Consider the following 26184-nt stretch of genomic DNA (forward strand, 5'->3'; position numbering starts at 1 on the left):
ATCAGCCTGCCACCAGCGCGTCGATGCGTTGCTGCGCGGGCGCGATGTCGCCGAAGGCGTTGCGCACCCAGTCGGCGTCGTGGTAGCTCGGCAGGTAGCGTTCGCCCGCGTCGCACAGCAGCGACAGGATCGAGCCCTGCTGGCCGGCCGCGCGCATCTCGTGCGCCACGGCCAGCATGCCGACGAAGTTGGTGCCGGTCGACGGGCCGACCTTGCGGCCCAGCAGCGCCGACAGCGCATGCATGGCGGCCACCGAGTCGAGGTTGGGCACTTCGAGCATGCGGTCGACCAGGGTGCGCACGAAGCTGGGCTCCACGCGCGGGCGGCCGATGCCTTCGATGCGCGAGCCGGGCGCCGTGAGCGTGGCGTCGCCGCTGCGGTGGTAGGCCGAGAACACCGAGCCCTCGGGATCGGCCACGCACACCTGCGTGTCGTGGCAGCGAAAGCGCAGGTAGCGCCCGATGGTGGCGCTGGTGCCACCGGTGCCGGCGCCCACCACGATCCACGCGGGCACCGGATGCCGCTCGCGCGCCATCTGCTGGAACATGCTCTCGGCGATGTTGTTGTTGCCGCGCCAGTCGGTCGCGCGCTCGGCGTAGGTGAACTGGTCCATGTAGTGGCCGCCGGTGCGCTCGGCCAGCGCGCGGGCCTCGTCGTACACCTGCGCGGCATGGTCGACGAAGTGGCAGCTCGCGCCGTAGAAGGCGATCTGCGCGACCTTCTCGGGCGAGGTGCTGCGCGGCATCACGGCGATGAAGGGCAGGCCCAGCAGCCGCGCGAAGTAGGCCTCGCTCACGGCGGTGGAGCCACTCGACGCTTCGACGATGGTCGTGCCTTCGCGCACCCAGCCGTTGCACAGCGCGTACAGGAACAGCGAGCGCGCGAGCCGGTGCTTGAGGCTGCCGGTGGGGTGCGTCGATTCGTCCTTCAGGTACAGGTCGATGCCGTGCGCGGCCAGCGCGGGCAGCGGCAGCGGAATGAGGTGCGTGTCGGCGCTGCGCTGGTAGTCGGCTTCGATGCGGCGGATCGCGCCGGCGAGCCAGCTGTCGCAGGAGGAGGTTGAAGGGGTGGTGGGCTGCATAGCGCGCCAGTCTACAAGTCATGCCTTGTAACCCGGCGGGTGACAGAAATCGGGATACTGCCCGCTGCCAATCCACAACAAGACCGGAGACGAACTGCATGAAGAGAATGAACCATCGGCTTTCCCTGGGCGCCATGTCGCTGGCGGTCCTCGCCCTCGCAGGGTGTGCGTCCAATGCCCCGGGCGTGAACACGCCCACGCGACCCTCGTCATCCTTCGCGGTGCCCGGCCTTGAGAAGCCTGCCGAAGTGCTGGTCGACCGCTGGGGCGTGCCGCACCTGTACGCCGGCACGCTCTACGACGCCTTCGTGGCGCAGGGCTTCATCGCCGCGCGCGACCGGCTCTGGCAGATGGACCTGTGGCGCAAGCGCGGCCTGGGCGAGATGGCGAAGGACTTCGGCCCCGCCTGGGTCGAGAGCGACCGCGCCGCGCGCGCCGTGCTCTACCGCGGCGACATGTACCGCGAATGGCTGGCCTACGGCTCCGACGCCAAGCGCGTGGCCGAGGCCTTCACGGCCGGCGTCAATGCCTACGTGGCGCAGGTGCGCGCGCAGCCCGCGCTGCTGCCGACCGAGTTCGCGCTGCTGGGCTACCAGCCGGCCACGTGGTCGCCCGAGGACGTGGTGCGCATCCGTCACCACGGGCTCACGCTCAACTTCACGTCGGAGGTCGACCGCGCACGCGCGTTCTGCGCCGGCGCGCCGGGCGTCAAGGCCGACTGGCTGCGCCGCGAGCTCGATCCGCCGGTGACACCCAAGGTGCCCGAGGGCTTCGACCCTTGCAGCCTTCCCGCGGCGGAGCTGCGCGCGGCCTACCTGCGGGCGACCGATGCGCCGCGCTTCACCAAGGAGAACACGCGCGTGGGCATGAACGCGGGCGCGTCTTCCGCGCCGGTCGCGCTGCTGCCGGGCAGCGCCGAGGCGATGGCCGCGAAGGCCGAGCAGGACGACGCGGCGCAGGCCGACCCCACGGCCGCCTACGGCAGCAACAACTGGGTCATCGCGCCCAAGCTCACGTCCACGGGCCGGCCGATCCTGGCGAACGACCCGCACCGCGCGCACGGCGCGCCGAGCCTGCGCTACATGACGCACCTGAGCGCGCCCGGCATGGACGCCATCGGCGCCGGCGAGCCCTTCCTGCCGGGCCTGTCGATCGGCCACAACGGCACCATCGCCTTCGGCCTCACGCGCTTCTACATGGACCAGGAAGACCTGTACGTGTACGAGCTCAACCCGGGCAACCCCGAGGAGTACCGCTACCAGGGCCGCTGGGAGCCGATGACGCGCGTCACCGAGCGCATCGCGGTCAAGGGCGAGGCCGCGCCGCGCGAGGTGGTCAACACCTTCACGCGCCACGGCCCGGTGCTGGTCGCGGAGCCTGGCAAGCGCCGCGCCTTCGCCTTGCGCGCCGCCTGGCTGGAGCCCGGCATGGCGCCGTACTTCGGTTCGATGGACTACATGCGCGCGCGCAACTGGGACCAGTTCCGCGCGGCCATGAACCGCTGGGGCGCGCCGGGCGAGAACCAGGTGTATGCCGACAGCAGCGGCAACGTCGGCTGGATTCCGGGCGGGCTCACGCCGATCCGCCCGAACTGGGACGGCCTCATGCCCGTGCCGGGCGACGGCCGCTATGAATGGTCGGGCTTTCGCAACGGCGACGAGCTGCCTTCGGAGTTCAACCCCGCGCGCGGCTACGTGGTCACGGCCAACGAGAACAACATCCCGCCCGACCATCCGGCTGCGAAGAAAGGCGTGGGCTACGAGTGGAGCGATGCGGCCCGCGCGCGCCGGCTCAAGGAACTGTTCGCGGCCAAGGTGGCCGCGGGTTCGCGCTTCACCATCGAAGACTCGGAGCGCATGCAGAACGACATCGTCGCGACGCCGGCGCAGCGGCTGCTGAAGCTGCTGGCCGGCCAGCGCAGCGACGACGCCCAGACTGCGGCGGCGCTGCGCCTGCTCCAGGGCTGGGACGGCGCCATGGACCGCGACAGCGCGGCCGCCGCGCTGTACGAGGTGTGGAGCAGCAAGTTCCTGCGCCAGGCCGTGCTCAAGGCCGGGGCGGGCGATGCCGGTGCCGCACTGGCCGCGCCGGGCGACAACACGCGCATGGTGCTGCTGCTGGAGAACCCGTCCGGCTGGGTGAGCAACGCGCAGCGCGATGCCTTGCTGCTGACGACCTTGCCCGCCGCCATGCAGGAGCTGTCCGCCAAGCTCGGGCCCGACCCGGCGGCGTGGAAGTGGGGCGCGTTGCACCGCGCCGAGTTCCGGCATCCGCTGGGCGGCGTGGTCGATGCGGCCACGCGCAAGAAGCTCGAGGTGGGCGACTGGCCGATGTCCGGTTCGTCGTTCACGCCGATGGCGGCCACCTACCGCGCGAACGACTACAAGCTGACCTCGGGCGCGTCGTTCCGCATGGTGCTCGACGTGGGCAACTGGGACGCCTCGCGCGTCATCAACACGCCGGGCCAGTCGGGCAACCCCGACAGTCCGAACTACCGCGACCTCGCGCCGCTGTGGCTCGAAGGCAAGTACGTGCCGCTGGTCTACAGCCGTGGCGCGGTCGAGAAAGAAACGGTGGAACGGATCCAGCTGACGCCGGGGCGCTAGCAGGAACGGCAACGCAAGAGGGCGCTGCCCCGCGCCCCGCGGCGGCGCGCCCGGCCCCACCGGGCGTCACGCGGTCGTCATTCGCCGATGTGATGCTTGCAGGAGTTGAAATACTGCCCACAAGCTTGCTGACACGATCCACTTCTTCCTTGTTGACTTCAGCGCATGGTGGTCGTGGGCGAGTGGTTGGACGGGGCTTGGGCCGGGGCAGGGACGACAGGCTCGTGCGAGCCTTTGTCTCCGGCCTGACGTGCACCGTGGTGTGCGTCTGCATCGCCTGGGGATCGACAGCGAAGGCCGTGGCCGCAAGCACCGACGTGCAGTCGGCAGATGCCGCCACCCGCGCGTCGCCCGAAGCGCAGATGCTGGACTTCGACCTGCCGGCGCAGCCCTTGGCGACTGCCCTGGCGCAATACGCCGCGGTGTCGGGGCGATCGGTGATGTTCATCGACGAGTGGGTGGCGGGGCGAACCTCCGCCCCGGTGCGCGGGCGCCATGCGCCGCATGCCGCCTTGCGGGCCTTGCTGGCCGGCACGGGTTTCACCGCGGATGACGTGGACACGCAGCTTTCCGGTGCCTTCATCCTGAAGCGCGTCGCAGCGGCGCCCGGGGTGGCGTCGACTGCCGGTTCGCCACGCGGGTACGACGCCCTGGTCCAGGCCCGCGTCTGGGACGCGCTGTGCGCCGATCTGCGTACGGCCCCCGGCCACTACCGCGCGATCCTGCAACTGCAGGTGACCGCGTCGGGCCGAATCAGCCAGGCCCGCCTGGTGTCGTCTTCGGGAGACCCTGCGCGGGACGCCGCCATGCTTGCGGCATTGGCTCCTCTGAAGATGGACCATCCTCCGCCGGTGGACCTGGCGCTGCCGCTCACGCTGGCCATCCTCCCGCACGATGTGTTGCCCGGGCCCCGCTGTGCCACGGTGCACTGACGCATGACGGAGAACGTCATCCCGCTGCTGCGCAGCTTCCTGGTGCAACGCTACGAGCAGCTCAGGCAACGCCTGGCCGTGCGGCTGGGCAATCGCGAACTGGCGGAAGACGCCCTGCACGAAACCTGGCTGAAGCTGGAGCGCAGCCAGCCCATGGCGGGCCCCATTGCCACCCCCCAGGCGTACCTGCTGCGCATGGCGGTCAATCTGGCCATCGACGTCCGGCGCGCACAGAGCCAGGTCTTGCTGTCCGACGACATCGAGCTGCTGATGAATGAGCTGCCGGACCCGGCGCCCGGTCCCGCCGAGGTTGCCGAGGCCCGTTCGCAGCTGGAGGCGCTGGACGGCCTGCTGTCGCGCCTGCCGCCGCGCCGCCGCGAAATCCTGCTGCTGGTTCGCCTGGAGGGCTGGTCCCAGCGGGACGTGGCCACGCGGCTCGGCATTCCTGTGCGGACCGTCGAGTACGAACTGAAGGCCGCGCAGGATCTTCTGTTCTCGCGGCTGGAACCGCGCCCTGGCAGGTCTTCATGACGGCACGAAGAAATAGTTTGCGGATTGCGGTGTCGGCAACCGTCTATCAAGTACGGGGCCCCTGAAACCGACATGACGACGCACCCTTCACCACCGACGCTTCCCGAGACGCTGCGCGAAGACGCGCGCGCCTGGGTGCGCAAGCTGCATTCGGGCGCCGCCACACAGTGGGAGGCGCAGGCGTTCCGCCGCTGGCGTGACGCGAGTCCCTTGCATCAGGCGGCGTTCATCGAGGCCCGGCAGCAGTGGCGCGTGCTTCAACCCGCGCTGAACCGGCTGGTGCGCACCGACGCCGAAGCGGCGAGCCTTCACCGCGAGACCCTGCGCAAGCCCGCGGCGGGCCGCCGGGCCTTCCTGGGCGTGGCGGGCGCAGCCGCCGCGGCGGGTGTCGCCGGGGTGGCGGTCTATTCGCCCTTGGGGTTGTGGCCCGCGGCCAATGAATGGCGTGCGGACTGGCGCACAGCCGCCGGCGAGCAGCGTGCGATCGCGTGGTCCGACCAGATCGGCGTGACCTTGAACACCCGCACCAGCATCCGCCGGGGGGCCTCGGACGAGCAGGCCGAGGGGCTGGAGTTGCTGAACGGCGAAGCGGCCATCGAGATGCTGCCCAGTGCGCGCACCTTCAGCGTCGTGGCCGGCGCCGGCCGCAGCATTGGCGAATCGGCGCGCTTCGAGATCAGCCGATTGGAAGGGCGGGTGTGCGTGACCTGCCTGGCGGGGCGCGTGCGCATCGAGCATCCGGCCGGCGACCGTGTGCTGCTGGCGCGCCAGCAAGCGGTCTACCGCGATCACTCGATCAGCGGCATCGCCGCCGCAGACCCCGAGGTGGCTTCTGCCTGGCGGCGCGGTGAACTCGTGTTCAAGCAGGCGCCCTTGTCGGCGGTGCTGGACGAGATCAATCGCTACCGCCCCGGGCGTGTGGTGCTGATGGTGGATGCGCTGCGGGGGAAAACGGTCACCGCGACCTTCAAGCTCGACCGCCTCGATCTGGCCTTGCTCCAGATGCAGCGCTCCTTCGGTTTGAACGCCCGGTCGCTCCCCGCCGGCGTGCTGGTCCTGAGCTAGAGGTGGACCTCGGGGTTGGGTGGCGACCCTGTTTCGATGTCGCGGCTTCCCATGGTGGTCGTGCGCAGCCACTGTGAAGCTTTCGTGACTTTGCCGAGGTGCAGTGCGTCCCCGCCGTTGATCTGCAAGGACTTTCCGGACCAAGGCCGCAGCAGCACGCGCGCGCCCACAACGAGGCCAAAAATATTCTTCTGGAATTCGACGTTTCCGTCCCGTCAAGAAACTGACGGCTCCTGTCGCCTTGGCTTTCGATCGCCATCGCAGGGGCTTCTTGAATGGGGCTGGCCTGCGCGACGCGCACAGCCCCTTCGGCACAGGCTTTACTTCGGCGGGAACGAGAAATGACCATCAGTGGGTGCAAGGAAAAGAATCGACCGGCGCGCGCGGCGCAGCAGGTTTTCAGGATGGCGCCCCTCGCGCGGGCCATCGCGGTGGCGCTGGCCGCTGGTGGTGTCCTCGGCAGCGCGCACGCCCAGCGGGCGTTCAGTCCGGCGTGGTTCGCCGACAAGGGCGCGGCGCAGGCGGGTGCGATCGCCACGGGCAAGCTGCCGAACGGCGCGCCGGCGTCCAGCCTGATCCACCCGACGCAGCCGTCGTCGGCGGCGAGCCAGCAGCTGCAGACGTCCATCACCAACCTGAACCTGGCTGCGCGCGCGATCGCCGCGCAGCAGGCGCAGCAGACACAGAAGCGGGCCGAGGCGCTGGCCAGCGGTGAATCCGCGCCGGACGGCCTGGCCGAAGGCGGCCTGAAGGTCGACACGAATTCGCTGACCGCCGGCTGGCTCAACGCCAGGGACCCCGTGCAGTCCGCAGCGAACGGCAGGACCACGGTCACCATCGAGCAGACCGCCGACAAGGCCATCCTGAACTGGGAGACCTTCAACGTCGGCAAGAACACGACGGTGAAGTTCGACCAGCGTGCAGGCACCCACGCCAAGACCGGCGCCAACGAGTGGATCGCGCTCAACCGCATCAACGACCCCAGCGGCCGACCCAGCCAGATCGCCGGCCGCATCGAGGCCGAGGGCAGCGTCTACCTCATCAATCGCAACGGCATCCTGTTCACCGGCAGCAGCCAGGTCAACGTGCGCAACCTGGTCGCCTCCAGCCTGAAGCTCAGCGACGAACAGTTCAAGGTTGGTCTCAACACGCGCCTGGGCGCGAAATCGGGTGACCCCGGTTACTGGAGCGGCCTCGAAGTGGGCGTCGGCATTCCCACCTTCGGCGAGAACTCCAAGCAGATGCCGGCCGATTCGAACGTGCAGTTCGCCGACATGGGCCCTGCCTTCGATCCGGGCAAGCCGCCGGGCGACGTCAAGGTGCTGGCCGGTGCGCAGATCACGGGCCAGGGCGGCCACGTGCTGATGTTCGCGCCCAAGGTCAGCAACGCGGGCAGCATCCGCACGCCGAGCGGCCAGACGCTGCTGGGCGCCGGCGAAAACGTGTGGCTGGAAGCCAAGGAGATCAGCCCCACCGTGCGCGGCTTCGATGCCGTCACCTCGTCGGTGCGGCCCTGGCTCTTTCCGGCCAAGTTCCTGATCAACCCACAGACAGCGCCCGCCTTCCAGCCCTACCTCATCGGGCGCATCGTGTCCGACATCCTGCCGCTGATGGAACAGCGCGCAGCCCAGGTCGGCTACAGCGTGCACAACACCGGCATCGTCCAGGCCGATCACGGCGACATCACCATGGTGTCGCGCGAGATCCACCAGGGCGGCATCCTGCAAGCCAGCACCGCGCTGAACAACCGCACGGGCTCCATCCGCCTGCGCGCCTGGGGCCAGGGCGTGCACAACATCGACATCAACCTGGCGGCCGACGTCCCGCGCCTGACGGCCTGGTCGGGCGGCACGCTGACCCTGGGGCCGGACAGCATCACCCAGGTCGTCAACGACTGGCAGGACACCACGCGGATCGAAAGCGGCTCGCTGGCCAACCGCTACCAGCCCGGGCGCATCGAGCTCTACGGCAAGACCATCGACGTGCAGACCCGTGCCCAGGTCACCGCCGCCGCGGGCCACATCGACATCCAGGCCCAGGCCAACCCGGCGGCCTTGCAGCGCAACACCCAGGTGGGCGACGGCAGCCGCATCCTCATCGGTGAACACGCCACCGTCAGCACCGCGGGGCTGATGCAGATGCCGGTGGACATGGCCAGCAACTTCGTCGAGGCCGAACTGCGCATCAACGAACTGCGCGACTCCCACCTGCAGGCGAACACCTGGCTGTACGGCCGGAAGGTCATCGTGGATCGCCGCCGGTCGGGTGCCTTCAAGGGGCTGATGGCGGGCGTCGAATGGGTCACCGACGAGTCCGGCAAGGCGCTCAAGGGCGTCTGGGTCGGCACCCCGCTGGCGGACGTGACGGGCTGGGTGGGCAACGGCCTGGTCGGCCTGTCCGAGCTGGCGGCGCGAGGCGGCGACATCACCATCCAGTCCAACGGTTCGGTGATCACGCGGCCGGGCTCCATCCTGGATGTGTCCGGCGGCTCGGTGCGCTACAGCGACGGCTGGAACACGGAAACCTTGCTGCGCGGCGCGGACGGGCGCACCTACACGATGTCGTCCGCGCCGGCGGACATGACCTACACGGGCATCGCGGGCCAGTACCTGCACGCGCATGCGCGCTGGGGCGTCACGCAGACCTATGTCAATCCGATGCTGTCGGGGCGGCGCTGGGAGCCGGGCTACGAAGAAGGCCGCAATGCCGGTTCGATCGACATCCGTGCCGGCAGCGCCTTCATCCTGGAGGGCGAGTTCAGGGGCTCGGTGCAGCCGGGCGACCGGGTGCAGGAAGTGGCCGAGCTGCCTCGGGCCGGCCGCCTCACGGTGGGTTCCAACCGGGCGCAGGAGGGCATGTGGACCCTGGGCCAGGTCGTCATCAGCGACAAGCCTGCGTTGCTGCCGGCGGGTTTCAGCATCGACAGCCCGCTGGGCAAGGACGCCTTCCTGACAGAGCCGGAAGGGCAATCCCCCGGCGCCGGCGCGGGCGTGGGCCGCACCACCTGGCTGTCCGCCGCGGGGCTGAGCCATTCAGGCCTGGGGGCCATCGAGCTGAACCTCAACACCGGCTTCGTGCTGGAAGACAGCGCGGTGGTGACTCTGCAGCCGGGGGCGCGCTTCACGGCCGCGGTCTACGACGGCCAGGGCATCCCCGGCAACTTCGACATCCAGGGCAAGCTCATCGCCCCGGGCGGCTCCATTGCGCTGAGCGCCGGCGGCAAGGCGGACAGCGTGCTGCGCCTGGGGGCGAACAGCCTGCTGAGCGTCGCGGGCCAGTGGGTCAACGACACCGGCCAAGGCGTCACGCTGGGCCGTGCCATCCACGGCGGCTCGATTGCACTGGGCACCCCGATGAAAGAGGGCCTCGGCACCGTGTACGGCAACGTGGAGGTGGCCGCCGGCGCGGCGCTGGACGTGTCCGGCGGCGGCTGGCTGTCCGGTGCCACGGCGGGCGGCAAGGCCGGCAAGGTGAAGGCGGGCAACGGTGGGGCCATCAGCCTCACGGCGTTCGACAACACGGCGCTCGAGACGCTGGACCTGCGCGGCTGGGCGGGGGGCGATGCGTCCCGGCTCACCCTCACGGCGATCGGCGACGTGCAGGTGGGCGGCGCCGCGCCCGTGGCCGACGCCACGGGCGGGAAGGCATCGGGCGCAGCCAAGCCGCTGCACCTGCCGCAGACCCTGTACACCGAGCGCGGCTTCGGCACGATCGGCATCCGTTCGCTCGGCGGGGACGTCGTGGTCGCGGAAGGCGCACAGGTGCACATCCAGCCCACGAGCTGGGACATGCCTGCCGCGGCATCGACGCTGCGCACGCTGCCCAGCGGCAGCGCCTTGGGCGATGTGCTGGCCCCCAAGGCACTGGACGAACTGAGCGAACAGCGCCGTGCCGCGCGCGCGCCCGGTGGCCTGTCGCTGGCGACCGGCGCGACCGGCGGCGGCATCCGCATCGACGCGAACGCCAGCATCCAGACAGAACCCGGCGGCGCGATCTCGCTGGACGCGGACGGGTCCGGGCAGGCCTCCGTGCGGGTGGCGGGCCGCCTGCAGGCGCCGGCCGGCACGCTGAACATCCGCGCCAAGAACACCCTGACGCTGGCCGACGGGGCCGAGCTGCTGCTGCCCGGCGTGGCGCAGATCTTCCACGACCCGGCCATGCGCCTGCCCCAGGGCAAGGTGCTGCCGGGCGGCACGGTCACACTGAGCGCCGGCACGCTGGACGCGCAGGCGGGTGCGCTGATCGACGTGTCGGGCGCGCGGGGCACGGTGGCGTATTGGGATCGCGGCACGGGCGCGCTCGGCGCCTTGCGGCGCGTGGAACAGGAACTGGGCAGCGACGGCGGCGCGGTCGTGATGGAGGCCGCCGCCGGCGGCGCCATGAATGCCAGGCTGCGCGCCCACGGCGGCAATGCCCAGGCGGCGGGCGGGTCCTTGTCCATCACGGACACGAGCGCGGCTGGGCGTGCGTCCGGGGACCTGGTGGCGCCGGACATCGGCTCCTTCCTCTACTACAAGAGCCCCACCGGCACGTACACCTTCAACGGAGAAAAGTACGCGCGGATCATCGGCACCAGCGGCAACCTCGACGTGCGCGACGAGTACGCCGGCGACGTCAAGATGAACAGCGCCATGCGCACCGCGATCAACACCACGCTGCCGACGTCGGTGTCCAGCAGCAAGGGGCTCGTCCTCGACGCGGGTGCGGCGCTGGCCGCGGGACCGGGCGCCGACAGGGCGCCGTGGGAGCACGACGCGACCATCGACAAGCGGGTGGTCGAACTGCTCAACAAGTACTTCTGGAGCGGCACCGGCACGGCGCTGAGCCACAAGATCCAGATCGGCAACATCGCCACCTCGGATGGCACCCTGCACGTGTCGGCGAAGGCGCTGCAAGACACCGGCTTCTCGGCGGTCGATCTGCGCTCCACGCAAGTGGGCGTGCAGCTGGCCGGCGGCGTCGACCTGAGCGTCGCCGGTCGCCTGGGCATCACCGCCCCGGTCATCCAGAGCGACGGGCTGGGCGGCGTGGTGCGCTTGCATGCCCACCATCTGCAACTGAACCCACTGACAGGTGCGGTGGGCGCGGTCGGTGCGGTCGGCGCCACGGCCCGCAATGCGGGCGAACTGATCCTGTCGGCCACCCAGGCCATCGACATCGCAGGCAGGGGTGCGAAGGGCGAGTCCGCCTCGCCCGTCGACGTCAAGCTGCGCGGCTTCGAACGCACCGTGCTGGAAACCGGCGACATGCGCTTCGTGGCGGGCGCCTACAGCGAAGGCGGCACCGACTACGACGACCCCCAGCTGCGGGCCACGCTCGACGTGGGTGGCGCGCTGGAGATCAAGGCCGCGCAGGTCTATCCGGCCACGGCCGTCACGGCGCGAATCAACTCGGACCACTCCATCACCGTGCGCGGCAACGGGAGCGCCGCGGCGCCTCTGTCGGCCGGCGGCAGCCTGACGCTGAACGCGCCCGTCATCGAGCAGGACGGCGTGCTGCGCGCGCCCTTCGGGCAGATCGCGCTGAATGCCGGCGAGCGCCTGACGCTGGGCACGAACAGCCTGACCTCGGTGTCCGGCGCGGGCCTGGACGTGCTCTACGGCAGCCTGCGCAACGCCGAATACTGGCTGGACCCGGCCAACCCGCAGGGCCGCAACCGTGCCAATGCCGGCGATGCCAGTTCCCTGGACGAAAACCGCTATCTGTCGTCCCTGCCGGAAAAGCGCGTGCTGCTGCAAGCGCCGGACGTGGCCATGGCCGCGGGCGCGGTGGTGGACATCGCGGGCGGCGGCGACCTGCATGCGTGGGAGCACGTGCCCGGCTCGGGCGGCTCGCACGACGTGCTGACGCTGCCCGGCATGTACGCCGTGCTGCCGGGCTACCAGGGCCTGTCGCCCGTGGCGGGCGGTGCGGCGGGCCAGAAGGTCTGGCTGGCCGGCGGAGGCCTGGGCGCTGGCTGGTACACGCTCCTGCCGGCACGCTATGCGCTGCTGCCCGGCGCCTTCGCGGTGCAGAGCACGGGCCAGGCCTTGCCGGCGTGGGCCGCGTCCCGTGGCGAGGTGGTGAGCCTGCGCGACGGCTCGACGATCGTGGCCGGGCGGGAACAGAACACGATCAGCGGCGCGCGCGATGCCACGGCCTCGGGCTGGCGCGTGCTGCCCGCCAGTCTGGTGCGCAAGGTCAGCGAATACAACGAAGCACATGGCAACGCCTTCTTCTCGTCGGATGCGTTCAAGCTGACGCAATACCGCCTCACAGGGCAGGACGTCGTGACCCCGCGCCTGGCGCGCGATGGCGGCGCCGTGGTGTTCAAGGCCGACCGCGCTCTGACGCTGGACGGCGAACTGCGCGCGCAACCCGATGCGGGCGGGCGCGGCAGCCTGGTGGACATCGCCGCCGCCAAGATCGCGATCGTCGGCGCGGGGCAGGACAGCAGCGACCTGCGCGCCGACGGCTACCTGGTCGTGGATGCCGGCAGCCTGACGCGCTTCGGCGCGGGCAGCCTGCTGGTGGGCGGCACGCGCACGGGCAATGTGCGCGGCCTGCAGGTGGACGTGGCCGCCAGCGACGTGGTGCTGCGCAACGCGGCAGGCACCGCGTTGAGCGGCCCGGAGGTGATCCTGGCCGCGGCGAATGCGGTGTCGATCGAGTCGGGCAGCGTGCTGCGCGCGCACGGCGCCGCGTCGGGCGACGAGGCGAACCTGGTGCTCAAGCCGCAGGTGGCGGCCGTGTGGAGCGACAACAACACGCCCAACGACACCAGCGACGACCACATCGTCACGCCTTCCAGGGACTGGGGTGCGCTGGTGCGCGTGAGCAGCGGCCAGGCCGTGCGGGCGCTGCGCGAGAACGTGGACACCACCGTCGGCGGCCAGGTTCGCATCGGCGCCGGTGCGCTGCTGCAGGGCGGCGAGGCGTTGCTGCTCGACGCCACCAGCAACACCGAGATGGCCGCCGGCGCGCAGCTGTCGGGCAAGGCCTTGTCGGTGGCCGCGAGCCGCATCGGCATCGGCGGCGGCAGCGGCGGCCTGGTGCTGGACACCGACGCCCTGGCGCAGTTGTCGCGCGCGCAGTCATTGACGCTGCACAGCTACGGCAGCCTGGACTTCTATCGCTCGCTGGACATGCGCGGCCTGGCGCAGGTGGTGTTCGACGCCGCAGCCTTGCGGGGCCATGGCGCCGATGCCGTGCAGGTGCAGGCCTCCCACCTGACGCTGCAGAACACCGGCGCGTCGCTCGGCAGCGCGGGCACAGGCAGTGGTCGCCTGGAACTGTCGGCCGGCGAGCTGGTGCTGGGCGCGGGCGACAAGACGATGTCCGGCTTCGACCAGGTGCTGCTGTCGGCCAGCCGGCGCATCGCCGGCGAAGGCACCGGGAGCCTGGACGCCGGTGCGGCGGCGCTGACGCTGCGCACGCCGGTGCTGCAAGGGGTGTCCGGCGCCGACCAGGCCCTGCGAGCGCAGGGCCAACTGGTGTTGCAGCAGGACGCGCAGCTGGATGCGCAGGAGATGGCGTCACTGGGCCGCGCCAGCCTGGGCGCGCGCCTCAACCTGTCGGGCCAGGGCGTGACCGTGGCGCTGCCGGTGCTCGCGCTGGGCGGCAGCATTGCGGTCGATGCCGGCACGGGCAACCTCACGCTGGCAGAGTCCGGCCGCCTGCACGCGGGCGGCCTGGAAAAAGTCTTCTTCGACGCGGCCCAGTACGTGGACGCCGGCCAGATCAGCCTCGCGACGCGAGGCGGCCTGATCGACCTGGCTCCGGGCAGCCTGCTGGACCTGTCCGCCCATCCGCACGGTGGCGACGCCGGCCGCCTGACGGTGGACGCATCGGCCGGCGGACGGGTCCACTTCGGTGGCACTGTGCAAGCGCAGGCCGGTGCCGGCGGCAACGGTGGCAACTTTGCGCTGGCCATCGATCGGCTGGACGATTTCGGCGCGCTGGCGCGAACGCTCAACGATGCGGGCTTCAGCCGCTCGCGCCAGTTCCGCGTCCGCCAGGGCGACCTCACGATCGCGGGCACCACGCGCGTGGCCGACTTCGAAGTCATCACCGACCGCGGCGTGATTGCTGTCGACGGCACGGCGCGCGTCGAGGCCCACGCGGCCTACGGCGGCAGCATCCGCCTGGTCGGCGGGGCAGGGCTGACGATGCAGCCTGGCGCGGTGCTGGCGGCCCATGCCACCGACGCCGTCGATGGCCTGGGCAGCAGCCGCATCGACCTGGAAGCGGTCGACGGCCAACTGAACCTGGCCGGCGGCACGCTGGACCTGAGCGGCGGCGAAGGCGGCAAGCTGCGGCTGAGGGCGCAGCGCACTGCAGGCAACGACGGCCTGAACGTCACGGCGCTGAACGCCGCCGTGCAGGGCGCGCGCTCCGCGGTGCTCGAAGGCGTGCGCCGCCATGCGAGCACGGATGGCACAGTGGAATCCGTGGCCCCGCAGGCGATCGCCGAGGCCAATGCCTTTGCAGGCCACACCGGCATCCTGGCGAGGCTGGGTGGCAACGCCGCCGCCTACACCTTGGCGGCGGGCATCGAGATCACCAGCCCGGGCGACCTGACGCTGGGCCGCGACTGGAACCTGTTCGACAGCTTCGGTGCGGCGCACCGCGAAGGCACGCTCACGCTGCGCGCCGGCGGCAACCTGAACATCGACGGCCATCTGAGCGACGGCTTCGACGTGGCGGGCCGCGACAACGGCGCGGGCCGGGCGGCGCGGCTGCAGCAGGCCGCGTCGTGGAACCTGCGCCTGGTGGCGGGTGCGGACCTGGGGTCGGTCGATGCACTGGCCACGCGGCCATCGGGCGCGCTTGCAGCCGACACCGGCACGATCCGCGTGGGCACGGCCGGCACCGAGTCGGGCGCCGGCAAGCTGGTGCGCACCGGCAGCGGCGACCTGACGGTACGCGCCGGGCGCGACCTCGTGCTGGCGCACAAGGAGTCCGCGCTGTACACCGCAGGCCGGGCCGAGGCCGATCCCACCTTGGGCGGCGGCTTCGACACCGCCAGCGTCGATGCCCAGTACGGCACCGCAGGTGGCCACGTGGATGTCGCGGTCCAGGGCAGCGTGCGTGCGCCCACCGCGCAGGGCGCGCGTTCGGACCAGATCCTGACCGAATGGCTGTTCCGCCAGGGCCGCTATGGCGGAGATCTCAGCAGTCCCACCGGCTACTACGACGCGTACAACATGGGCGAGAGCTGGGCGCCGGTCATGTCCGCCCGGGGCCAGCAACCGAGCTGGTGGGTGAACCACGCCAGCTTCCAGCAGGGCCTGGGCGCGCTGGGCGGCGGCAACGTGAAGCTGTCGGCGGGCGGCGACCTGGTGAACCTGGTGGTGGCCTTGCCCAGCACCATGCGCGTGACGGGCGGGCGTTCCGCTGGCGATGCCGCGGCCTCCACGGTGACCCGCAACGGCGGGCAGCTGCAGGTGGCGGCGGGCGGCACCCTGAAGGCCGGCCAGTACTACGTGGGCCGCGGCGCCGGCGAGATCGAAGCCGGCGCAAGCGCCTCCGGCTATGCCCTGACCGGCATCTCGAGCAGCTGGCCCAACACCGCCTATTCCTACGACATCGCGCCCGTGCTGGCGCTGTCGGACGCCACGCTCAAGCTGCAGACGCTGGGCGACCTGGTCCTGCAGACCGTGATCGACCCGATGCAGATACGCCGTGCCTACGTCGACCAGGCCGACCGGGACACCAGCGGCGCGTCCAGCCATGCGATGTTCATGAGCAGTCAGACAGAGCGCAGCGCCGTCAGCCTGGTGTCCACCGGCGGCAACGTGCGCCTGGTCAACCAGTCGGAATTCGTGGCAGGAAACGACACGGAGAACACCACCAGGCTGGTGAGCGGCATGACGGACACCAAGCTCCAGACGGACATGGTGGGCCTGTACCCGGCCAAGGTCAGCGTGTCGGCCCTGAGCGGCAACATCGACGTCGCGGGCCTGCTGGCGATGGCGCCGGCGAACAGCAGCGACCTGTCTTTGCTGGCCGCGAAAGACCTGCGCTTCCTGCGCGGCAGCAGCCTGCAGAACACGGGTGCCATCGTCATGACCCAGACCACGCTGGACAAGTGGCCGTCGATATTCCGGCCGTGGATGGGTTTCACGATCACGCTGGGCGGGGCATCGGCGTTCGGCGCGCCGCTGAAGTCGGTCTATGGCGGCTTCTCGGTGACGAACACGTTCCTGACCAACAGCCTCAATGGCATGGAGCTGTTCGACAACCCCGATGTGCTGCCGATGCAGGTGCATGACTTCACGCCCAGCCGCTTGTACGCGGCGACCGGTTCCATCAGCGACCTGAATCTGATCGCGTCGGAATCGGTGCACGTGCAGGCCGGCACCGACATCCGCAACTTCGAGCTCAGCGCGCGCAACCTGCGCCCCACCGACACCACCATGCTGGCGGCGGGCAACGACATCCTGGCTGTCGCCAACAGGCTCCTGTCGCACCGATATGCGCGATACAGCGGCGACGCGGCGGCCTACTACTACGACAGGGGCAGCCGCACCGCGCTGCAAGGGCCGGGATCCCTGCTGCTGCTGGCCGGGCGCGACATCCAGGGCAACAACCTGTCGCTGTACACCAATGCCAATCGCTATTGGGACTACGTGTCGGCAACGCCGCTCGGCGAAGAATCGAACGTCATCAAGGCCCTGCCCGCCGAGGGCGCCGGCATCACCCTGATGGCCGGCATGAACAAGGCCGCCAGCTACGACGCCTTCGAGCGGGCCTACCTGAACCCGGCCAACGTGGCCGCCATGCCGGACTATCTGAAGACCACCCTGGCCGACGGCACCGTGGCGCCGCTGTACCTGAGCGACGGGGTGGAAAACCGCGGCGACCTGGCCAAGTTGGCGCGCCGGGGCCTGGTGTCCTTCGTGGAAGGCATGCTCGGTGCCGACAAGGTCGCCAGCCTCACCGGCACTGCGGACGGCAGGCTGAGCCCGCAGCAGGCGTGGGAGCAATACCGGCAACTGCCGCCCCTGGTGCGCGAGCAGTTCCTGCGCCAGGTCTTTGTCTATGAACTGCGCGAAGGAGGGCGCGACCAGAACGGGGGCGATGGGCAGAACGGTCCGATCAACGGCGGCTACCGTCGCGGCTCCGCGGCCATCGACACGCTGTTCCGCGGTGCGACGGCCGAAGGCCAGCCCGTTCGCTACGCCGCGGACCTGCCGGACAACTGGCGCAGCAGCTGGTCCGGCGTGGGCAGCATCGCCGCGACCCGGATGGCGGCGCGCACCCACCAGGGGGGCGACATCAACGTCTTCACCCCCGGCGGTGGCCTGCAGGTGGCGGGGCTGGGCGCGGTGGTGCCGGACGGATACGGCCTGGTGACGCTGGCCTCGCCGGGGCAGGTCAATGTGTTCACCGACCGGGACATCATCGTGAACCGTTCGCGCATCCTGTCCTTCGTCTCGCAGGCCGAGCCGCTGGGCAGCGACCAGGTGTTGTGGTCCAGCCAGGGCGACATCGACGCCGGCCGCGGCGCCAAGACCGTGCGCATCCCGCAGGCGCCGGAAGTCACGTCGGATGCGGACGGCAACATCACCGTGGAGGAAAAGCGCGACATGAGCGGCGCCGGCATCGGCACCGTGGGCGAAGGCGACGTGGACCTGGTCGCACCGAGGGGCACCATCGATGCGGGCGATGCCGGCATCCGGGTCGCGAGCAACCTCAACATCGCCGCACTGCAGGTGCGCAACGCCGACAACATTCAAGTGAAGGGCGAAACGACCGGGCTGCCCGTGGTGGCCGCGGTGAACATCGGGGCACTGACCACCGCCAGCGCGGCGGCGTCGGCAGCGGCCATGGCGGCGCAGGAGTCCATGCGCCAGGAGCGGGCCGCGGCACGGCAGAACCTGCCCTCGGTCTTCACGGTGCGGGTGCTGGGCTTCGGCAACGACAGCCTGCCGTCGGGCGGTGCGGGTGCATCGTCGCCGCCACGCCCCGGTGCGCAGGCGGGCGCTTCGCCTCGGTACGACTCTGCCAATCCCGTGCAGGTCTTCGGACACGGCAACCAGTTCGACGCGTCGGTGATGTCGCTGTTGACCGACGCCGAGAAGAACAGGTTGCGCCATGCCGGCAAGTAAGACGATGTCCGCGGTTGAGCTCGATCCCGGTCCTTGTTTTCAAGGGCCATTCACGGGTCACGGCGAGCCCGTCGGCGTCGTGCTGCGGGCGTTCCTGACGGCGAACTACGCGTACCTGCATCGCCGGTTGGCCCGCGATCTTGGCTGTTCCGACCAGGCCAGCGAGTGCCTGCACGACGCCTGGCTGCGCCTGGGCGAGATGACGGCATCGGAGCCCGTGCGCAGTCCCGGGGCCTATGTCTATCGAACGGCGCGCAACCTGGCCATGGACCGCCTGCGCAGCGACCGGTCCTGGCAGTACGTGGGCGAATGGGATACGGCCCTCGATCTCCTGGCCGATCACGCGCCCGGCCCCGATGCCATCGCCGAGGCGCGTTCGGCCGTGGAGGCCGTCGAGCAGGCGATGCAGCGGCTTTCGCATCGGCATCGTTCGGTGCTCGTGGCACTGCAGATCGAGGAGATGACCCGTCAGGACGTGGCAGACCGGCATTGCATCTCCTTGCGCCGGGTGGACACGGCGCTTCGCCAGGCCCTGGACTACTGCGCGCATGCGTCCGGTCACACCGTGCGGGCGGAGGGCGCTTCGCCGCGGCGGGGTCTTTCGCGGCGATGGCAGGAGAAAGTCGTTGCCCCGATGCGCGCCGGCGCGCCGCGCGCGCAGAAGTGAGGCGCTACCAGTCCTCTTTCACCGCCAGCACCACATCGTGCCCCGCCGCGGCGCGCCCGGCCATCCACGCCGTGAACGTGCCGGCTGCCACCACGGCCGCGCACAGCGCCAGCAGCCGTACCCAGGGCACCAGCAGGTCCATGCTCCAGTGGAAGCTCTGCGGGTTCACCACCTTCACCAGCACCACCGACACGGCCAGCCCGAGCAGCAGCCCGGCCACCGCGCCGATGGCGGTCCAGGCCGCGCCTTCGCCGGCCACGACGGCCAGCACCTGCCGCCGCGTGAAGCCCAGGTGCGCGAGCAGGCCGAACTCCTTGCGCCGCGCCAGCACCTGCGCGCTGAAGCTGGCCGCGATGCCGAACAGGCCGATGGCGATGGCCACGGCCTGCAGCCAGTAGGTGACGGCAAAGCTGCGGTCGAAGATGCGCAGCGAGGTGGCGCGGATCTGGCCGACCGAGGCGAGCTCCACGGCGCCGTCGCGTGATGTTCGCGACGCGAGTTCGCGCACAGCCGCTTGCACCTCGGCCTCCGACGCACCGGGTGCGAGCCACAGCGCGACGTCGCTCACGTCGTGCTCGCCGGTGATGCGCTCGAAGTCGCGCGCGTCCATCGCGATGGCGCCGAACTGCCGCGCGTAGTCGCGCCACACGCCGGCCACGAAGAACACCTGCGGCGTCGCCGTGCGCATCGCATCGGACAGCGGCGCGAACGCGCTGCCCGGCTTCGCGCCGTACAGCTCGACCATCGGCTCGCTCACGTAGATGCCGGTCTGCCCGGGCGGCACCGGCAGCGCCTCGCCCACCAGCGGCAGCCCGCGCACCACGCCGCCTTCGAGGCTGCGCGCGATCAGCGTCACCGCGGGCTGCGCGGGGTCGAGCTGCAGCGACTGCGTGCGCAGCGTGCCGGTGCGCGCCACGCCCGGCAGCTGCGCCAGTGCCTGCACGAAGGCCGGCGCGAAGGTCGCGGTGTCGGTGCTGCTCGTGCCGCCGCTGTTGCCGCTGCCGCGCCCGCCCGAGGTGGCGCGCACGTACAGGTCGGCCGGCAGCACCACGTCGAGCCAGTGCGTGACCGACTCGCGAAAGCTCGCGACCATCACCGTGAGCGCCACCGCCAGGCTCAGGCTTGCGACCACGCCGCTCACCGCCACGGCCGCCGTGCCGCGCATGCGCCGCGCGCGCTCGACGGCAAGCATCGGCAGCACGCGCCGCGCAAACGCCGGCGCCACGCGGTCGTACAGCAGCGCGATGAGCCAGGGCAGGGCGGTGATGCCGCCCACCAGCAGGCAGGCCACCGACAGGTACGCCGCCACCGGAATGCCGCCGATGGCCGGCAGGTTGGCCAGCGCCGCGCCCGCGCCGATGAGCCCGAGCGCGAGCCAGTGGTGGCGGCCCTGCGCGGGCGCCGCGCCCAGGCCCTTGAGCGTCTGCGCCTCGGGCAGCGCCTGCGCGGCGCGCGCGGGCCACCAGCCACCCACCAGCGCGGCCACCACGCCGAGCCCGCCGTACAGCAGCGCGGCGCCACTGCTCCAGTGCAGCCGGGGCGCCACGCCTTCGAAGTAGCCGCCGCCCAGGTCGCCACCCAGCACGCGCAGCGCGAAGGCCGCGAGCGCGGTGCCCAGCGCCAGGCCGGCGGCGCTGCCGATCAGCCCGAGCACCAGCGACTCGGCCAGCACCAGCCGCAGCCGGCCGCGCGGCGTGAGGCCCAGCACGCCGAGCAGCGCGAACTGCTGCGCGCGCTTGGCCACGCTGAGCGCGAGCACCGAGAACACCAGGAACGCGCCCGTGAACAGCGCCACCAGCGCCAGCACCGTGAGGTTGACGCGGTAGGCGCGCGACAGGTTGCTCACGCGCTCGGCCGCATCGCCCGGCTCTGCGAACTTCAGGCCCGCCGGCCAATCGGGCGACTTCTCGAGCGCGGCCACGAAGGCCGCGCGGTCGGTGCCCGGCGCGAGCCGCAGGTCGATGCGGCTCAGCTGGCCGAGCGGGCCGAACAGCTCCTGCGCGACCGCGATGTCCATCACCGCCAGCGCCGCGCCGCCGGCCGTCACGTGGCCCGACACCGCAAGGCGCTGCCACGCGGCGCCGCTGCGCAGCTGCAGGCGTTCATCGGGCGCAGGCTGCAGCGGCAACTGCAGCGCCTGGCGCGCCGCAGCGTTGAGGAACACATGGCCGGGCGCGAACAGCGCGAAGCGGTCCGCACCGGCGGCCGACTGCGGCATCAGCGCAGGCGCGATGGTGGGCAGCGCTAGCGCATCGACACCGATCACGCGCAGCGGCACCTGGCGCCCGTCGTGGCCCAGGGCCAGGGCCTGGAACTCGAGCACCGGGCTCGCCAGCGCCACCTCGGGCCGGCGCGCGAGCCGGCCGAACACGGCCTCGTCGAAGCTGCCCTGCGCGGCGCGCACCTCGAGGTCGGGCTGGCCGTTCACCGAGCGCACCGCGCTGGAGAACTCGTCGAGCGCCGAGGCGTTGATGAGCTGCACCGAAAACGCCAGTGCCACGCCCAGCATCACGGCCAGCACGGCCGCCGCGTTGCGCCAGGGGTGGTGGCGCAGTTCCTGCCAGGAGAAAGTCGAAAGCAATGCACGCATGGGGTCATTGTGGCCGCCGTGGCAGGATGGCGGCTCTTTCGACGATGACGACTTCACGCCCGAGGATTCCGACGATGCGGCTTCTGCCCTCCGCCTGGTGCCGCCGCTGGCTGGCACCCTGGCTTCTCGTGCCCTGGCTGGCGGGCGCGGCGAGCGCGCAACTCGCACCGCCGTCCGCACCGCTCTCGCTCGCCAGCGACCCCGCCGTGCTGGCCCGCACCGCGCTCGGCGCCGAGCGCGGCACGCTGGTGGTCGGCGTGCTGCGCGGCGACAAGGCCGCCTACGGCATCGCCCACAACCCCGAGCCGCTGGTGGCGCGCGCCATTGCGGCGGCCAGCGCGGAGCAGCCGATGTTCGAGATCGGCTCGGTCACCAAGGTCTTCACCGGCCTGCTGCTGGCGCAGGCCGTGGAGCGCGGCGACGTGGCGCTCGACGACAGCGTGGGCAAGCTGCTCGCCGGCCATGCCGAGGACGTGCCGCCCGCCGTGGCGTCGATCACGCTGCGGCAGCTCGTCACCCACACCGGCTGCCTGCCCGTGATGGCCGACGGTGTCACCGGTGGCGCCGCGCTGGCCGAGCAGTTCCGCAGCTTCGACCTGCCGATGTTCTGGGCCGCGCTCGCGCGCATCCACCTCACCGCCGCCGCGCCGCCGTGCGAGGCGCGCTACAGCAACTTCGGCATGGCGCTGCTCGGGCAGCTGCTGGCGCTGCGCTACGGCACCTCGTGGGGCGAGCTGGTACGTGCGCGCATCACCGAGCCGCTGGGCATGAACGACACCGTGATCCCGCTCGGCGACAAGGCCTCGCGCATGGCGCCGCCGTTCGCGGGCGACCAGCGCCAGCGCCGCTTCGACATGCATGCCTACGCGCCCGCCAGCGCGCTGCGCTCGACCGCCGCCGACATGCTGGCCTTCAGCCGCGCCATCCTCGCCGGCGCCCACGGCCCGCTGGGCCCGGCCGCCGTGCGCCTGCTCACGCCGCTCGCGCGCTACGAGGGCGCCGAGATCGGCTACGCCGTGATGGTGCGCGGCCCCGAGACCGGCCGGCGCACCTACTACCACGCGGGCGTCACCGAGGGCTACCGCACGCTCTGGCTGCTGGCGCCCGACACCGGCGAGGCGCTTATCGTGCTGGCCAGCAACCAGCGCGCACCGCTGCAGCCCGTGATGCTCGCCATCGGCAAGAGCCGCTACCCGGTGCCGACGACCGAAGTGCCCATCGATCCGAAGCGCCTGGCCGACTACGCGGGCGAATTCCGTGTCGGCAAGGCGCAGGTGCTGGGCTTCACCGTGCGCGACGGGCGTTTGCTGGCGCGTGAATCGGGCAAGGGCTACAACGGCCTCACGCCCACCGGGCCGGACCGTTTTGCGGTGACGGCCATTGGCGCGCAGTTCGTGTTCCGGCGTGGGGAGGGTGGCGAGGTGATCGGCGTCACGCTGACGCAGGGTGGCAGCCGGCTCGAAGGGCGGCGGGCCGGCGTTGCTGTGCCGCAGGACTGAGCGCCTCAGGCCCGTTCCGACATCGCGTGCAGGTACGCCCGCACCGCGCCATTGCTGCTCAACCCGATCGCCCTGTCGTAGGCCTGCCGCGCCGCCACGCGCGCGCCACCGGCCGCGAGCAGGTGCGCACGCGCCGCCCAGAACGGCTGGTAGCTCGCCACCTCGTCCGACGGAATGGCATCGAGCGCGCGCAGCCCGGTTTCGGGCCCGCGCGCATTCGCCAGCGCACACGCCAGGCTGACCTGCGCGCCGATGCTGGGCCGCAGCGCGAGCAGGCCTTCGTACAGCGACACCAGCACCTCGGGCGGCACCGGTGCGCCCGCGCGGCGCTCGCAGTGGGCCGACTGGATCGCGGCCTCGAGCTGGTAGGGCCCGAGCGACTGCATGGCCGAGGCGATGCGCAGGTGGTGCTCGGCCTCGGCCAGCAGCGCGTGGTCCCAGCGCGTGATGTCCTGCTGGTCGAGCGGCACGTAGGCGCCGGCCTCGGTGCGGCGCGCCGCGGTGCGCGCCTCGCAGAACAGCATCAGCGCCAGCAGGCCCAGCGGCTCGGGCTCGGCGGGCAGCAGGCGGCACAGGATGCGGCCCAGGTCGATGGCCTCGGTCGTCAGGCCGCGCGGCAGGGCGTCGGCGCCGTCGACGTCGTCCCAGCCGGTGCCGTAGGCGGCGTAGATGCCGTCGAGCACGTCGCGCAGCCGGTGCGGCAGGTCGCGCGCCTGCGGGTATTCGAAAGGAATGCCGGCGGCACGGATGCGGGCCTTGGCGCGCACCAGCCGCTGGCCCAGCGCGGACGGCGAGGTGAGGAAGGCGCCGGCCATGCGCGCGGCGTCGAGCCCGAGCACGGTCTGCAGCATCAGCGGCGCGCGCGCGGCGGCGTCGATGGCCGGGTGCGCGCAGACGAACAGCAGGCGCAGGCGCTCGTCGGGCACGGTGGCGGCATCGGGGTCGGCTTCGTCCATCTCGCCGGCGAGCAGCAGCAGGGTCTGCGTGGCGTCGTCCTGCACGCGGCTGTGGCGCCAGGCGTCGAACTTGCGGTGCCGCGCGACGCTCAGCAGCCAGGCGTCGGGCTGCACCGGCACGCCGTCGGCGGGCCAGCGCTCGAGCGCGCGGGCAAAGGCGTCGGCCAGGGCGTCTTCGGAGGCCGCGATGTCGTGCGTGCGGGCGGACAGGATGGCCAGCAGCCGCCCGTACGACTCGCGTGCCGCGCGTTCGGCGGCGTGGTGTGCCGCCGGAGTGGTCACGTCTGGCTCGCGCCCGCCGCTGCGGTGGCGGTGAAGACCGGCCGGACTTCGACACCGCCACTGGCGGCGCAGGGCGCACGCGCGGCCCATTCGAGCGCCGCGTCGAGGTCGGGCACGTCGACGACGAAGTAGCCGCCGAGCTGTTCCTTGGTGTCGGCGAAGGGACCGTCCTGCACCTGGCGCTTGTCGCCGCGCACGCGCAGCGTGGTGCCGGTCATGGGCGGCAGCAGGCCGTGGCCGCCGAGCGAAATGCCCGACTGGCGCACCGCGTCGGCGTACGCGACCCAGCTGGCGCGGTAGGCCTGTGACGAGGCGTCGTTGCGTTGTTCGAATTCGGCCGCGGGTTGGTAGAACATCAACATGTACTGCATGGTGTTTCTCCGTGAGGAAAAGCTTGCCGAGCAAGAGCGCTCACCACAATGACGGCCCGCAACCGGTCATTTCGACACCGGACCGGTGCCGAGCAGAAGATTCTTGATCTGTTCGCTCTTTGGCGCAACGTGGGCGCCAGGCCCCGCGCTCAGGCCGCGCGGGCGCGCACCGCGGGCGTGAACAGCGCTTCCATTTCCTGGCGCAGCCGGTAGGCGGCGGTGGTGGTGTCCATCGCCACGTCGGCCCAGCTCAGGCTCTGGCCCTTCTTCACGGGGCGCACGAGCTTGACGTTGTGCGCCAGCCCGAGCGGCAGGCCGCCCAGGCGCAGCGAGCGCTCGGCCGGCAGCAGCTTGCCCCAGACGGTGTAGCCGCCTTCGCCGTCGAGCATCTCGCCCGCGGCGAGGTCACGCTTGGCGGTGGCGACCACGTCGGCGTTCCAGCCGGTGGCCACGCCGGTGGGCTCGCCGCGCAGCGCCACGCTGGCGACCGACATGCCCACCTCGAGCCCGATCAGGTGCCAGCGCTTGTACAGCGTGAAGTAGCGCCCGCTCGGGTCGGTGTGGGCGTTGTATTCCTCGAAGCAGTTCTTGATGTAGTCGGTCTCGGCCTCGACCGTGACCCACACGCCCATGCGGATGTCGTACGGGATCTTGCGGCCATCGGCCTCGAGCGACGAGATCACCTCGACCATGCCCTTGCGCTCCAGCACGCCGCCTTCGCTCTTCGGACGCGTGACGAAGGGAATGTCTTCCACGCTCGCGGGCGGGTAGAGCAGGCCGTCGGAAGGCACGCCCAAGCCGGTGGCGTTGGCCACGGCCGAGCTTTCGATCGACGGCTTGGAGCCGTCGAGAAAACTGTTGAACATCTTCGGGTTGAGCCCGCCGCGTTTCGCCTGCTCGGGCGTGAGGCCGTAGTTGCCCCACACGGTCTCGGGCGTCGATTCGGTGAAGTGCGGCAGCCACTTGTGGCCGCGCCCGGCCGCCACCACCGGAAAGCCGCAGGTGCGGGCCCAGTCGACCAGGTCGCAGATCAGCGCGGGCTGGTCGCCGAAGGCCAGCGAATACACCACGCCGGCCTGCTGCGCCTTGTGCGCGAGCAGCGGGCCGCAGAAGGCATCGGCCTCGACCGTCACGTTGACCACGTGCTTGCCGTGCGCAAAGGCGTCCAGGCAATGGTCGACCGCGGCAATCGGGTTGCCGGTGCACTCGACCACGATGTCGATGGACGGCTCGCGCGTCACGGCCTGCCAGTCGTCGGTGATCCAGGTGGCGCCGGTCTTCAGCGCCTCCTGCACCGAGCCGGCGTTGCTGCGCTCGGCCTGCCAGCCCACGCGTTCCAGGTTGACGCGCGCGGCGGCGGGCGAGAGGTCGGCAATGGCGACCAGCTGCACGCCGGGCGTGCGCGGGATCTGCGCCAGGTACATGGCGCCGAACTTGCCGGCGCCGATCAGGCCGATGCGGATGGGACGGCCTTCGGCGGCGCGTTGTTGCAGGCGGGTGTGCAGGCTCATG

General features: G+C 71.3%; 12 protein-coding genes. 7 read left to right on the forward strand and 5 right to left on the reverse strand.

Annotated features, from left to right (window positions below):
- Position 1 precedes the first annotated feature (1 nt).
- Positions 2-1081 carry a PLP-dependent cysteine synthase family protein gene (locus AC07YS_RS19675; RefSeq protein ID WP_070063094.1) on the reverse strand — a complete coding sequence of 360 codons (1080 nt, stop codon included), beginning with the start codon at positions 1079-1081 and terminating at the stop codon, positions 2-4.
- Between the two features lie 107 nt (positions 1082-1188).
- Between AC07YS_RS19675 and AC07YS_RS19680 the strand changes: the two genes are divergently transcribed.
- The 6 genes from AC07YS_RS19680 (at position 1189) to AC07YS_RS19705 (ending at position 18974) form a co-directional block, all read left to right on the forward strand.
- Complete coding sequence (locus AC07YS_RS19680) at positions 1189-3687, forward strand: penicillin acylase family protein (RefSeq protein WP_495275724.1); 2499 nt, start codon at positions 1189-1191, stop codon at positions 3685-3687.
- A 224-nt stretch (positions 3688-3911) separates the two neighbouring features.
- Positions 3912-4619 carry an STN domain-containing protein gene (locus tag AC07YS_RS19685; protein WP_495268952.1) on the forward strand — a complete coding sequence of 236 codons (708 nt, stop codon included), beginning with the start codon at positions 3912-3914 and terminating at the stop codon, positions 4617-4619.
- Between the two features lie 3 nt (positions 4620-4622).
- Positions 4623-5150 carry an RNA polymerase sigma factor gene (locus AC07YS_RS19690; RefSeq protein ID WP_139702794.1) on the forward strand — a complete coding sequence of 176 codons (528 nt, stop codon included), beginning with the start codon at positions 4623-4625 and terminating at the stop codon, positions 5148-5150.
- A gap of 72 nt (positions 5151-5222) precedes the next feature.
- Positions 5223-6215: a FecR family protein gene (locus tag AC07YS_RS19695; RefSeq protein ID WP_495268953.1), complete on the forward strand. Its 993-nt coding sequence runs from the start codon at positions 5223-5225 to the stop codon at positions 6213-6215.
- Between the two features lie 404 nt (positions 6216-6619).
- Positions 6620-18307, forward strand: a complete 11688-nt coding sequence (locus AC07YS_RS19700; protein ID WP_495268954.1) for a filamentous hemagglutinin family protein — start codon at positions 6620-6622, stop codon at positions 18305-18307.
- Entirely contained in the window at positions 18294-18974 is a 681-nt protein-coding gene (locus AC07YS_RS19705) for an RNA polymerase sigma factor (protein WP_495268955.1), read from the forward strand. The genes AC07YS_RS19700 and AC07YS_RS19705 overlap by 14 nt, the downstream gene beginning before the upstream one ends.
- Positions 18975-18978: 4 nt before the next feature.
- On the opposite strand, the gene AC07YS_RS19710 is transcribed toward AC07YS_RS19705, so the two are convergent.
- Positions 18979-21564, reverse strand: a complete 2586-nt coding sequence (locus tag AC07YS_RS19710; protein WP_495268956.1) for an FtsX-like permease family protein — start codon at positions 21562-21564, stop codon at positions 18979-18981.
- Between the two features lie 74 nt (positions 21565-21638).
- Between AC07YS_RS19710 and AC07YS_RS19715 the strand changes: the two genes are divergently transcribed.
- Positions 21639-23063 carry a serine hydrolase domain-containing protein gene (locus AC07YS_RS19715; RefSeq protein ID WP_495273731.1) on the forward strand — a complete coding sequence of 475 codons (1425 nt, stop codon included), beginning with the start codon at positions 21639-21641 and terminating at the stop codon, positions 23061-23063.
- 5 nt (positions 23064-23068) lie between these two features.
- On the opposite strand, the gene AC07YS_RS19720 is transcribed toward AC07YS_RS19715, so the two are convergent.
- From AC07YS_RS19720 to AC07YS_RS19730, 3 genes are all read right to left on the reverse strand, one after another.
- Complete coding sequence (locus tag AC07YS_RS19720; RefSeq protein ID WP_495268958.1) at positions 23069-24301, reverse strand: RNA polymerase sigma factor; 1233 nt, start codon at positions 24299-24301, stop codon at positions 23069-23071.
- Complete coding sequence (locus tag AC07YS_RS19725; protein ID WP_062478473.1) at positions 24298-24672, reverse strand: YciI family protein; 375 nt, start codon at positions 24670-24672, stop codon at positions 24298-24300. The genes AC07YS_RS19720 and AC07YS_RS19725 overlap by 4 nt, the downstream gene beginning before the upstream one ends.
- Before the next feature lie 149 nt (positions 24673-24821).
- On the reverse strand, positions 24822-26183 hold the full coding sequence (locus AC07YS_RS19730; protein WP_495268959.1) for an NAD(P)H-dependent oxidoreductase: 1362 nt from the start codon (positions 26181-26183) through the stop codon (positions 24822-24824).
- Position 26184 lies beyond the last annotated feature (1 nt).

This window comes from Variovorax sp. GW458-11-26-14-LB1 (genome assembly GCF_059423965.1).